The sequence below is a fragment of the Methanomassiliicoccales archaeon genome (assembly GCA_035527755.1).
Lineage (GTDB): Archaea > Thermoplasmatota > Thermoplasmata > Methanomassiliicoccales > UBA472 > UBA472.
The window spans coordinates 49,306-62,036 of sequence record DATKZX010000014.1 but is presented as its reverse complement, the minus strand read 5'-3'; the positions used below and the strand labels follow the sequence as shown (position 1 = coordinate 62,036).

8 protein-coding genes are annotated in these 12,731 nt (G+C 55.8%); 4 read left to right on the top strand and 4 right to left on the bottom strand.

Annotated features, from left to right (window positions below):
- Window positions 1-187 precede the first annotated feature (187 nt).
- Together VMW85_05685 and VMW85_05680 are read left to right on the top strand one after the other, a co-directional pair.
- On the top strand, window positions 188-586 hold the full coding sequence (locus VMW85_05685) for a winged helix-turn-helix domain-containing protein (protein HUT27519.1): 399 nt from the start codon (window positions 188-190) through the stop codon (window positions 584-586).
- Between the two features lie 116 nt (window positions 587-702).
- Window positions 703-1,590: a permease gene (locus tag VMW85_05680; protein ID HUT27518.1), complete on the top strand. Its 888-nt coding sequence runs from the start codon at window positions 703-705 to the stop codon at window positions 1,588-1,590.
- A gap of 344 nt (window positions 1,591-1,934) precedes the next feature.
- Here the strand turns inward: VMW85_05680 and nifV are convergent, their stop codons facing one another.
- From nifV to VMW85_05665, 3 genes are all read right to left on the bottom strand, one after another.
- A complete protein-coding gene (gene nifV / locus VMW85_05675; protein ID HUT27517.1) occupies window positions 1,935-3,113 on the bottom strand; it encodes a homocitrate synthase in 1,179 nt (392 codons plus the stop codon).
- 231 nt (window positions 3,114-3,344) lie between these two features.
- A complete protein-coding gene (locus VMW85_05670; GenBank protein ID HUT27516.1) occupies window positions 3,345-5,936 on the bottom strand; it encodes a PAS domain S-box protein in 2,592 nt (863 codons plus the stop codon).
- Window positions 5,937-6,360: 424 nt separating this feature from the next.
- A complete protein-coding gene (locus VMW85_05665) occupies window positions 6,361-7,395 on the bottom strand; it encodes an mRNA surveillance protein pelota (GenBank protein ID HUT27515.1) in 1,035 nt (344 codons plus the stop codon).
- Between the two features lie 180 nt (window positions 7,396-7,575).
- Between VMW85_05665 and carA the strand changes: the two genes are divergently transcribed.
- Window positions 7,576-8,655: a glutamine-hydrolyzing carbamoyl-phosphate synthase small subunit gene (carA, locus tag VMW85_05660; protein HUT27514.1), complete on the top strand. Its 1,080-nt coding sequence runs from the start codon at window positions 7,576-7,578 to the stop codon at window positions 8,653-8,655.
- Window positions 8,652-11,843, top strand: a complete 3,192-nt coding sequence (gene carB / locus VMW85_05655) for a carbamoyl-phosphate synthase large subunit (protein ID HUT27513.1) — start codon at window positions 8,652-8,654, stop codon at window positions 11,841-11,843. The genes carA and carB overlap by 4 nt, the downstream gene beginning before the upstream one ends.
- A 6-nt stretch (window positions 11,844-11,849) precedes the next feature.
- On the opposite strand, the gene VMW85_05650 is transcribed toward carB, so the two are convergent.
- Window positions 11,850-12,731: a DMT family transporter gene (locus VMW85_05650; protein HUT27512.1), complete on the bottom strand. Its 882-nt coding sequence runs from the start codon at window positions 12,729-12,731 to the stop codon at window positions 11,850-11,852.

Sequence of the window (12,731 nt, the reverse complement as noted above, 5' to 3'; positions counted from 1 at the left end):
TATTGAAGTAACTCATTTGGAACTTATTAATAATTTCTTAACCTTTTTTACATATGATTTTCAAAGTACCTTGAAATTACGATTGGACCGGGTTGAAAATGGAGATGTGTTGACAAACCAACTATCGACGGTTACCGATCTCACCGATGAATCCTGATATATCCCATTCGAGCATACCAGAAATGTTATGAGAGGAAAAAGGAATGACACCGTTTCCACCGATGGGGATGGCCTGCCATATTACATTGCAAAGGCTATAAAGGACGTCGGGGGCTTAGAAAAACTTGCCTGCTCGATCCCAAGTCCTGAAGATATTGCCGAACAGGTGGGAGTGTACAAAGCCGTATCCAACCATACCCGGCTTACGATCCTTTGGTCAGTGGCCTGCTGCGACATGTGCCCGTGCGTACTGAAGGAGTTCCTAAATGTTAATGATTCAACCCTTTCCTATCATCTTGACGTCCTCGAGAGGACGGGGTTGATCAAAGGACGCCCGGAGAAAAATTGGAGGATATACTGCATCACGGACAACGGCAGACGCACCCTGAAAGGATGGTCGAATCGAACCGCCATGTCTGATCCGTAATTTTCGTTGCGATTTCTTTACCGATGGTTTCAATGCATGCAGTTATACGTATTTTTTAATACATGAATTTCATATCTATTTCCAAACTCTTCGAAATAGACTAACCTGGTGACATATTGGACATTATCAACAGTCTGGAACAGACGGTGGAGTTCTTCGTAATAATCACAATTGAGCTGGTCATCCTGTTCATCGGAATCAGTTTTCTGGTAGGACTGATGTTGGAGTATATCCCGCCAGAGAAGATCAGGAAGGCCATGGGCGGGGAGGGATGGCTCGGTAACTTCGTCGGGGCTGGATTCGGAGCCATCACGCCTTTCTGCTCCTGTTCCACCATTCCTCTGACCATGGGTTTTCTGGAGGCGGGCGCGCCTTTCGGAGCGACGATGTCCTTTCTTCTATCCTCTCCGCTGATGAACCCGATCATCCTCGGAATGGTCTTTGCTTTTATGGGCTGGGAGGTGGCGGTGATTTACGGAATGACTGCCTTCTTGTTGGCAGTAGTGTCCGGCAGGGTCTGGGCCAGGCTTGGTCTGGTGAAAGAGGTTAAAAGGGTACGCGTCAAGGGCGGTCACCAAGCGACCATCGATGATGATCCGAAATATAAAAAAGCCGCCAAGTTCGCCCTGATCAATTTCTGGGGAATGCTACCTTACCTGCTGGTCGGGGTCATCATAGGGGCTGTGATCTATGGGATGGTGCCCGATGATATGATCGTCGCCGTCGCTGGACCAGGCAACCCATTATCCATTCCTGTGGCAGCCTTTATAGGCATACCGCTGTACATCAGAGCGGAAACGATAATTCCTATCGGGGTGGCATTAATTGATAAAGGTATGGGATTGGGCACGGCTATAGCCCTGCTAATAGGAGGAGCGGGAGCAAGCATACCAGAAGTGAGCATGTTGGCTGGTATCTTCAAGAGAAAATTAGTCATCGCATTTCTGCTCACCATCATGTTCGTGGCAATAATTACTGGATATCTGATAGATATATTGTTTTAAGGAGGTGGACGAATGGATAAGAAATTGTTTGGTAAGAAAAAGGACGAGAAGAAAAAGAAAGGATGTTGCGATATCAAGTTCGAGGAGATCGAGGACGAGAATAATACCAAATAACCAGCATTGAACGCCTTGACCAGGATCGTCATCGGCCGATCGAATTGAACAGTCCTGGACATCAATAGCAGTGGACAATGGTCTTCCTCGACAAGATCGTACGATACGATTCAAAGAAGTTGTCCGGCTCGCCATTATGTCGGATATCGGTTGATGCCAAGATAAAAAAATTAGCCCCCTAGGACAAAAGATCCCGAGGTACTTACACCGAATAGGTCACATCTGAAGCATCATTCCCGCATCTTGTCGCTGTCGCCAGCCTGGAAGTCCTGGTAGATGTATATCAGTTCGTTCTCCGACAGGGACCTCTTCAGGGCGATGGAGTTGGCTCGCACTTGGGCCAAAATATCTCCGGCCAGATCGTCACTGACCTCGATGCCCTTATTGGCCAATATCTGCTTTATGGTATGACGGCCGGAGTGCTTGCCTATGACGATCCTGCGGGAGAGACCGACCTCCTCGGGAGTATAGGGCTCGTAGTTGCTCAGGTATTTGATCACGCCGTCCGTATGGATGCCCGCCTCGTGGGCGAAGCAGTTCAGACCAACGATAGGTTTCCATCCGGGGATGTCCCGGTTGGCCGCCCTTGCTACGTACTCGGCCACCTCCCGGAAGCGTTCGGTCCTGAAATCCACGTCCATGTGCAGCAGGTGCTTGGAGGCCATGACGATCTCCTCCAGGGGAGTGTTGCCGGTGCGCTCGCCTATGCCCAGGATGGTGGTGCTGACGAACTTGGCCCCGGCCTGCATGCCGGCCACCGAGTTAGCGGTGGCCATTCCGAAATCGTTGTGGGTGTGCATCTCGATGTCGATGTCCACCGCCTCCCTGAGCGCCTTGATCTCATCGTACGCCCGGCGCGGCTCCAGCAGGCCGATGGTATCGCAGTATCGCAGGCGGTTGGCCCCAGCGTCCTTGGCCGCCTTGCCGAACTCGATAAGAAATGCTGGATCGGCCCTGGAGGCGTCCTCGGCATTGCAAGATATGTACAGCCCATGGTCCTTGGCGTACTCCACGCTCTCAACGACCTTTTCCAGGACCCATTCCCTGGTCTTCATCAGCTTGTTCTTGATATGAATGTCCGAGGAGGACATGGATATGGCCACGGAATCGACATCGCAGTCGATGGATTGAGCGATATCCTCCACGTTGGCGCGGTTCCATCCCAGGATTGAGGCGTCCAATTTCAACGAGGCGATGCTTTTGACCGCCTTCTTCTCGTCCCCGCCCATTGCAGGGATGCCAGCTTCTATCTGCTGCACCCCCAGCTCATCCAGAAGCTTGGCTATGCGCATCTTTTCCAAGTTGGCGAAGACTATCCCCGCTGCCTGTTCACCGTCACGCAGCGTAGTATCGCAAGTGATCAGGGGGCTCTTATCGAACTTGGCAAGGATCTCGGACCGGTCTCTCATCTCTCATACCCTCTACTTCGTCGCCATCCTTCGGATGCCGATGGGACATCCCCACCCCACATCGAACGCTTTATTTCTCCCAGGCGCTCAATATCGGACAGAGTGACAAAATGAACGTCCCCCTGTCGACATATTCCCTCATTTATACCCAGGAATTAGATAAATGGCTGACAGACCGTCAATACTAAAAACCGTACAAAAGCGTTTCGGAGAACACCGAGACTGTGGAGGCTATTTGCGCCAGTTGCCCTCGGGAACGTTGATGATGAAACGGGCCCCTTCATCGGGTCCACCTACCTCCCTGATGGTCATGCCAGTGATGGCCAATATTGTACGGACGAAGAACAGGCCCTCACCGGTGTTATTGCCCACCCCACGCTCGAAAATTTTCTCCTTGTCCTTCTCGTCCACCCCTCTGCCATCGTCCTCGCAGATGATATTAAGGGACCGCCCATCCACCTCGGATCGGAAACGGATAATGCTAGCGCCATTAGAATGACGAACGGCGTTCTCCACGAGATTGTAAAGGGCCTTATGGAACAGCGGGTCCGCAAGGACCGTTTCTGTATCTAGATGGTCCTCCATCCGCATGATGCCCGAGGGCAAGGATCGGGCCATCTTCTCTACCTCGTTTCGAACATTTATGAGATAGGGAGTGACCGATCCCAGTCCCTCGTATTCGGCGGTGAAATCGATCAGGAACTTAGTATTGTCCAAGGTCTTGAGGACCTTGTTCCTCATCTCAATGTTCTTTTTATCCTCCAGGCGCATCAGTTGCAGCCATCCGCCCAGGACCTGCAGTTGGTTCATCAGGTCATGCCTGGTGAGACGGGAGAGCATTGCCAGCTTGTTGTTGGCCTCCTGCAGGGCCAGTAGACTCGCCCGGCGTTCCGTAACATCCCTGGACAGGCATACGATGGAATCGGGATTTCCTTCATCGTCCCGTATGATGCGGATGGAATTGCCCACCCACATGGTAGAACCGTCCTTGCGATATTCCTCTAGTTCCAAATATAGGACGCGTTCGGGGTCGGTGTCTTCCTTCGGGTCCTCCTCCAGCTCCCTTTTTAAGCTGTCCCTGACCATGATCAGGGATTCGGGAGTGAATATCTCCCTCATTTTCTGGTTCATGACCTCATGGCTGGTGAATCCCCTGAGCTTCACGGTGGAAGGGCTGACATATGTGATATTCAGGTCCATGCCCAAAACGGTGATGACATCGGCCATGTTCTCCGCGATCAGTCGGTACCGCTTCTCCTTCTCCTGCAGCTCTCTCTCCGACCGGATCCTACTGGTGACGTCGGAGAACGATACCACCGCGGCGTGGATCTTTTCCCCTTTCATGTAAGGCCGGGTGTTGTTCGACACCCATCTTATCTCCCCGTCACGGGCCTTGATGCCCCGCAGGGTATTGGTCAGGGGAAGACCGGTACGAAAAGTGATGGACGAGGGCAGGTTATCGAAGGTACAGGGCGACCCATCTTCCATCACCACCTCCGATTCAGCTATTGATCTTGCCATGAGGAGCTCACCGTGGGGGAGATCGAACATCATGGCCGCCTCATCGTTGCATAGGATTATCTCCCCGGTGCTGTCCCTGACCATCAGTCCCTCGGCCATGGTCTCGAACACGATCTGGTACAGGTCCTCCCTCTCCCGCAGGGACCGACTGACCGCTTTGGACTCGGTGATGTCCTGGACCATTCCGAGCACATATACAGGTCGACCCTCTTGGGAGGTGCTCACCTCCACGATGTCCCGGACGGTGATGACCGAACCGTCCACCCGAACCATGCGATGCTCCATGTCGAACTCCTTCTGATGAAGCATGGTCAAGGACAATGCGTCCGTCACCGCGAGACGGTCGTCCGGATGCACCATGTCAAAGAACTGATCGTGATGTGTGGCCGACCCGGGAGGTATGCCCAGAATATTTGCCAGTCCGTCGGAGAACGCTAGCTCCTCCTCGTTCACCCTCCAGACCCAGTAGCCCATCCGAGCCATGCTGGATGCCCTGACTATAGCCTTCTCCTTCTCCAGGACCGCTTGTTCAGCCCTCTTCCTCACGGTGACGTCGACGTTGGTGCTCATGTATCCGACGACATTTCCCTCGGAATCACGCATCGCTGTGACATCACCCCATATCCACCTGATGTCCTTTCCATTCCCTGAATATCTGTATTCGAAGTTGGCCTTGCCCCCTTCCTTCAAAGCATTATGCCAGCTTTCATCGAGGATGATACGATCGTCGGGGTGTATGCCGTGGGTCCACCCCTTCCCCTTTGCATCCTCCTCGCTCAAGGAGGTGATCTCCAGCCATTTGCGGTTGGAGTATATGCATTTGCCATCGAGGTCGACCAGGAATATCCCCACTGTGGAATTGTCTATCAAGGAACGGTAACGAGCCTCGCTCTCCCGTAGGGCCGATTCCGCCCTCGTTCGAGCCACGGCGTTGCGTATCTTCTGCGCCAGTTCGGCGAACACCGACCTGACGTCCCCGCCCTTCTGCGCGTAGGAGTCCGCACCGCTATCTATGACCTCGATGACCACCTCCTCCCGGCCTTTTCCAGTGAAAAGAATGAAGGGGGTGTGATTTCCTATCAGGCGTAGCTGACGAACGAACTCGATGCCGTTGGTCCCGGGCATCTGGTAGTCGGACACTATCGCGTCGTACTTTTTACAGGACAGCGCCTTCTCGGCCTCCATGGCGGAGTGTGCGGTATCCACTTCCATGTCCCACAGAGCCTCCAACATTTCCTTGGATACAACACACACGTCCGGTTCGTCGTCCACGCATAGTACCCTTATCGGAGAGCGGTTCATTGTAAGCACCTGGTCCATTCTATTTCAATCGTTAAGTCCGTTCCCTTCTAGACGATGGTCACTTGTGATGCGATCTTAAATACGGGTCGCGACCGTGAAGACAGAAATCCACCTGTATCTTCTGGCCTGGATATTGACGATCCCCTGCACCTTTTATCGATCGTCGGGTGTGCGACGCTTGTAACAAATATATAATTTTTCAATTGTATAGGTCCAAACAGGATAATATACTACATTATTTATAAAATAATACTTAGTAAATATCGATTTCATTCATCAAGTTCCCTAGCCCCTCCATTGATGACAGGAGATACTTCCTAGAAAGTGTGGCATCGTATCACGGACGAGGGTCATCTTACTTCGAGGACGTGTGCTTCGTGTTCAGCCATCGAGCCCGTTCCCGATCGAGCAGGTCTCTTCAAGATCACATACGATAGCGGAGCAGCGCCGCCATCCCACCTAGCGATTCCAGCTTCTTGCCGCCCTCGTGCATCTCGCTGACCACGGTGACCCGTCCGCGGGAATCCTCGACGGAGCGCATCAGTGATTCCACGTCCTTCTCCCGGACCATGGAGTCGAGTATGAGCAGCAGCTCCACCGCCCCGACCTTGACCGCCTCCCGGACCTCCTTGGGTCCGTAGGTGGCAAGACCGTCCTTCCCCACCGCCTCCAGGAGCTTTTCGACCATCTCCGTCTCCTCCGCCACGCGGGAGTCCTTGAGCACCTCTGCGCCCATGCCCCTCTTCATCAGCTCCTGGATCCCGGTCATGCCCGATTGTCCGGTGTGGTATAGGAATGAACGAGAGAACATCTCCGGCTCCTTTTCCTTCCCCTTCGCCAGCAAGGTCTCCTTGGCGAAACCGGGTCCAAGAACGAGGATGGGGACACCGGGGGAACAGGCCTGCTTGATCTTGGCGATGATCTCACCATAGTAGTCGCCCTCTTCCTTGGTGGCGTACATCTTGCCGTGCCCGCTGGCGATTATGTCCGCCAGGCGCTGCACGCCGAACTGCCGCATGACGGCCACCGTCGCCTCGTCGTCGTCCAGGGAGACGAATATGACCGAAGGCTTCTTGGAATCCTCTACCGCCCTCCGCACCCGTTCCAGCTGCGAGGGCTTCCATTGCGACTTGATGACCGAGAGCACCTCCCCCTCCTCCATGATAAGGGTGTGATGGGAGCCAACGTCCTGCTGCCCCTCCTCGATCACGCCCAGAAGACGCAATCGATTGTCGAACTCTCCGAACTCGATCTTTTCGAGGCGTATGCCCAGGGTCATGCGCTTCTTCTCGCCCCGTTCCGCCCGGATCTTGTCGCTCTTGGCCTCCTCGCGACGATACGTCGAAGCGTAGACCAGGTCCCCTGGGGACAGTATGTTGTAGAGGTGCCATAGATCGTCGGCGACCTCCACCTGCATCTTGATCTCTCCCTTGAAGCGGTCCTGGTGCAGTACCTTCATCGTCGAGGGATGTCCTACCCAGGATTTATGGTTGTCTCAATATTAGTCCGCAGATGGACAGAAAACCCCCGGCGATATAAAAAATATCGACTTCCTGTTGTTATCCAGACATTATCATGCCAGTTAGTTTTGGGCATTCAGTAAGGATTAAGTATCCCATAACGCTACCGTGATTTTCTGATGGCAAAGTGCTTTCTGGTTCTCGAGGACGGGACGATCATGGAGGGCACGGGATTTGGTTCCATGAAGACCGCCTCGGGCGAGGTCGTGTTCAGCACCGGAATGACCGGCTATCAGGAAGGCTTGACCGACCCCTCATTCCGCGGCCAAATTCTGACGATGTCCTATCCGCTCATCGGTAATTATGGTATTAACTCCCAAGACATGGAGTCGGACAAGGTTCAGGTCCGAGGCTTCGTGGTGAGGGAGCTTTGCGATTCACCTTCCCCGGGTTACGGAGGGAAGGACCTTAATTCGTTCTTGGAAGAGAACGACATCCCCGGCATAGCCGGTGTGGACACCCGTTCCCTCATCATTAGGATCAGGACCGCCGGGACCATGAAAGGTGCCATAGTCTACGATGAGGACCCGGTGGAACGTTTGGAGGAGCTGCGCAGGATGCCGTATCCATCGGACAGCAACCTGGTGGGAGAGGTGAGCACTCCCGATATCCTTCATTTCCCCAAGGAAGGCGCCAAGAAGGTGGCGCTGTTCGACTGCGGGGTAAAGAACAACATCGTCAGAGAGCTGAGGAAACGTTTCGACCTTTACCAGTTACCGTACGACACCCCGGTGAAGTTCTTCCGGGACCATGAGATCGACGGGCTTTTCCTATCCAATGGACCGGGCGATCCTGCCCACCCTGTGGTCCAGGACACCATCATCAGGAACTTGCGAACGTTGAAGGACGATTATCCGATCATGGGCATCTGCCTGGGCAACCAGCTTCTCTGCCAAGTGTTTGGAGGGACCACCTATAAATTAAAGTTCGGGCACCGCGGGGCCAATCAGCCGGTGAAGTATAGGGACCGGGTGTTCATCACCTCCCAGAACCACGGATACGCGGTCGACCCCGAGAGCCTCCAGGACTCCGGACTTGTGGTGGACCAGACCAACGTCAACGACGGGACGGTGGAGGGCATGCGGCACAAGGAGCTGCCGATATTCTCCGTACAATATCATCCGGAGGCTTCCCCGGGACCAAGGGACACGGGCTTCCTCTTCGATGATTTCGTGAAGATGCTGGAGGCCTGTCGATGAGCAAGGGCAAGCTGTTGGTCATCGGTTCAGGGCCGATCGTCATCGGACAGGCGGCGGAGTTCGATTTCTCCGGGTCGCAGGCCTGCCGCTCATTGAGGGAAGAGGGATACACCACCGTACTGGTCAACTCCAACCCGGCGACGATCCAGACCGATCTGGAGATGGCCGATATCGTTTACATCGAGCCTTTGAACGTCGAGAACATCGCAGAGATCATCCGCAAGGAGAAGATCGAAGGCGTGCTTTCCGGCATGGGCGGGCAGACCGCCCTGAACCTGTGCTCGGAGCTGGCGGACAAAGGATATCTAGAAAAGCTGAACTGCAAACTGCTGGGAACACAGCCTAGGGCCATCGCTCTGTCGGAGGATAGAGAGCTGTTCCGGGAGACCATGATCGGGATCGGCGAGCCGATACCACGCAGCGTCACGGTCACCAGCATAGCGGATGCCAAGAAGGCCGTGGAGGCCGTCGGTGGCTACCCGGTGCTCATCCGTCCGGCGTACACTTTGGGAGGCACGGGTGGCGGCGTCGCCTACAACGAGGAAGAGCTCATTCCCATCACTGGCCGCGGACTTATCTACTCACGCATCCGCCAGGTTCTGATAGAGGAGAGCGTACTGGGCTGGAAGGAGCTGGAATATGAGGTGATGCGGGACCGCAAGGACAACTGCGTCATCATCTGCACCATGGAGAACCTGGACGCCATGGGCATCCACACCGGCGAGAGCATCGTGGTCGCCCCCATACACACGCTGAACGACGTGGACTACCAGCTCATGCGCACTGCCTCCATCAAGATCATTCGGGCTTTGGGCATAGAGGGAGGCTGCAACGTGCAGTACGCTTTCAATCCAGTTACCAGGGAGTACCGGGTCATTGAAGTGAACCCCCGCGTCTCCCGCTCATCCGCTTTGGCGTCCAAGGCGACGGGATATCCGATCGCCAGAGTGGCCGCCAAGATCGCCATCGGTAAGACGTTGGACGAGATACCCAACAAGATCACCGGCAAGACGTTCGCGGCATTCGAACCGACCATCGATTACGTGGTGTTCAAGATACCGAGGTGGCCCTTCGACAAGTTCCGCACGGTGGAGACGAAGATCGGTACCCAGATGAAGAGCACCGGCGAGGTCATGGCCATTGGACGGACGATAGAGGAGTCGCTCATGAAGGCGGTCTGCTCGTTGGAGATCGACCGCATAGACCTGGAGCCGGAGATCTGGAGCGATGACGAGATAGAATCGGAACTGATCGCCCCCAGCGACAAGCGTCTTTACGCCATCGCCGAAGCGCTGCGCCGGGAGATACCGGTGGAGAGGATCGCCGAGCTGACCAACTGGGACCCTTTCTTCGTGCGCAAGATACTCAACATCGTCAACATGGAAAAGGAGCTGGTCGCCGGACCGTTGACCCCGGAGCTGGTACTACGCGCGAAACGCATGGGCTTCCAGGACGAGAGCATCTCCAAGTTCTCCAAGATACCTGAACCGCAGATCCGGCAGCTCAGACTGGAGAACGGGATCGTTCCGACCTATAAGATGGTGGACACCTGCGCCGCCGAGTTCCAGGCGGAGACCCCTTACTTCTACTCCACCTACGGCACGGATTGCGAGGTCCCCAGATCCAACAAGAGGAAGGTGGTGATAGTCGGCTCCGGTCCCATACGCATCGGGCAAGGCATCGAGTTCGACTACTGCTGCGTGCACGGCGTCATGGCCTGCCAGGAGGAGGGCGTGGATGCCATCGTCATCAACAACAACCCGGAGACGGTGTCCACCGACTACGACATCTCCGATAGGTTATACTTCGAACCGCTGACCCTGGAGGACGTGCTGAACGTCATCGAGAAGGAGGACGCGGACGGGGTGATACTTCAGTTCGGCGGGCAGACCTCGGTCAACCTGGCCATACCGCTGGAGGAGGCCCTCAAAGGAAAGAAGTGCAAGGTGCTGGGAACCACCCCGGACATGATGGACATGGCCGAGGACCGCAAGCGCTGGAACGTGCTGATGACCCAGCTCGGGATATTGCAGCCAGAGTCCGGCACCGGTCATTCCTATACTGAGGTGAAGGCGGTCGTCGACCGCATCGGATATCCGGCCCTATTGCGCCCCTCGTACGTCCTTGGCGGGCGCGGAATGGAGATCATATACAACGAGGATGAGCTGAAGCAGTACGTGGCCACCGCGGTAAAGGTCTCCAAGAAGCACCCGGTGCTCATCGACAAGTACCTGACGCACGCCAGAGAGCTGGACGTGGACGTGGTGTGCGACGGAAAGGACATCTTCATCGGCGGGATCATGGAGCATATCGAGGAGGCGGGCGTACATTCCGGTGACGCCACCATGGTACTGCCGGCTCACACCATCGGCCCGGAGATCATGAAGCGGGTCATCGAGATCACGGAACAGGTGGCCATCGCCCTTCAGGTGAAAGGTACGCTGAACCTGCAGCTGGCGGTCAAGGACAACGACGTTTACATGCTGGAGGCCAACCCGCGCGCCTCCAGGACAATACCTTTCATATCCAAGGCCATCGGCGTGCCGCTGGCCAAACTGGCGACGAAGGTCATGTTGGGCAGGAAGCTCAAGGACCTGGGGCACATCGGCGTGGCCCCGTTCAAGCACGTGGCGGTGAAGGCGTCCGTCTTCCCATTCCTGAAGCTCCCGGGAGTGGACTCCATCCTAGGCCCGGAGATGCGCAGCACCGGAGAGGTCATGGGCATCGACCACAACTATGGCGCCGCGGTCTACAAGGCGCTGACCTCGGCGGGCAACAAGCTGCCCATGGAGGGCGGGGTCTACATAACCGTCGCCGACGCGGACAAGAAGGAGATACTGCCGATCGTGAAGGAACTGCACTCTCTTGGGTTCACCATCTACGCCACCAAGGGGACCAGCACCTACATGCGGAACAACGGCGTCCCTATCACTACCGTCTATAAGGTGGACGAGAAGATCGCCCCGGACGCCCTGGGCCTGATGCGCCGCGGTGACATCAACCTCATCATCAATACGCCGACGTACTCCTCCGGCTCCCGCCGCGACGGATATATGATGCGGCGTTTGGCGGTCGAACTGGAGATACCGTTCCTGACCACGGTGCACGGGGCGGAGGCCACCGTCTGCGCCATCAAACGAGCGAGGCAGGGCAACATCCAGATGCGGGACATCGCCTCGTACTATTGAGACGGATCATTTTCCGCTCTCGACCTTTTTCCAGGCACGGTCCTGAACGGTGAGCAGCACCCCTATCAGGACCAGGGGTGCGGCCATTATGACCGTCCAACCGGGGACCTCGCTGAGGATGATGAACGCCAGCATGCTGGCGATTATCGGCTCTCCCAGCAGCGACGTGCTTATCACCGGTGCTGAAAGGTACCTCAGCGACCAATTGTAGATGGTGTGTCCGAATATGGTGCATACCACCGCCAGGGCCAGGAAGATCAATATCTCATCGACGGGGTACGGCCATAGGGGTACGCCGTTGAGCAGGGCGGCGGTCATAAGGACGACGGCGGCGGTGATGTACACCAGGAAGGCATAGGTGAATATGCCCAGGGAGCGCCTGATCAATCTGCCGGCCAGTATGTATATGGCCGCCATGACCCCGCCCAGCAAAGCAAGCGAATCACCGATGGCCTGTCCGGAACCGATCCCCGAAAGGGCGATGACCGCCACGCCCACGAAACCGATGGTCACGCCCACGATCGTCCTTCTGGAGGATTCTCTCAGCAGAAAGACCGAGGCCGCGCCGACGATGAGGGGATGACAGTTGACCAGCAGGGTGCTGGATGCTACCGACGTATACCGGAGCGAGGAGATGAAGGCGAAGAAATGCACGGCGAGCACGACGCCTGTCATGACCACGGTCATGATAGTACGCCGTTCCAACGGCTCGGCGACCCTCCTCTCCTGAAAGGCGAAGGGCGCCAGTATGAGCGCGGCGAAGAGCATTCGGTAGCCGGCGATGACCAGCGGGTCGGAATCGCTCCACCGGATGAATATGGAGGCGAAGGACACCGCCAGTATGGCCACGATGAGGGCCGGGTAGGCTAAACGATGCTCCTCGCTCAT

Excerpts from the sequence above, each read along its gene's own strand:
- VMW85_05685 (HUT27519.1), top strand. The coding sequence starts at position 188 with ATGAGAGGAAAAAGGAATGACACCGTTTCCACCGATGGGGATGGCCTG.
- nifV (HUT27517.1), bottom strand. The coding sequence starts at position 3,113 with ATGAGAGACCGGTCCGAGATCCTTGCCAAGTTCGATAAGAGCCCCCTG.
- VMW85_05670 (HUT27516.1), bottom strand. The coding sequence starts at position 5,936 with ATGAACCGCTCTCCGATAAGGGTACTATGCGTGGACGACGAACCGGAC.
- VMW85_05665 (HUT27515.1), bottom strand. The coding sequence starts at position 7,395 with ATGAAGGTACTGCACCAGGACCGCTTCAAGGGAGAGATCAAGATGCAG.
- carA (HUT27514.1), top strand. The coding sequence starts at position 7,576 with ATGGCAAAGTGCTTTCTGGTTCTCGAGGACGGGACGATCATGGAGGGC.
- carB (HUT27513.1), top strand. The coding sequence starts at position 8,652 with ATGAGCAAGGGCAAGCTGTTGGTCATCGGTTCAGGGCCGATCGTCATC.
- VMW85_05650 (HUT27512.1), bottom strand. The coding sequence starts at position 12,731 with ATGAGCGAGGAGCATCGTTTAGCCTACCCGGCCCTCATCGTGGCCATA.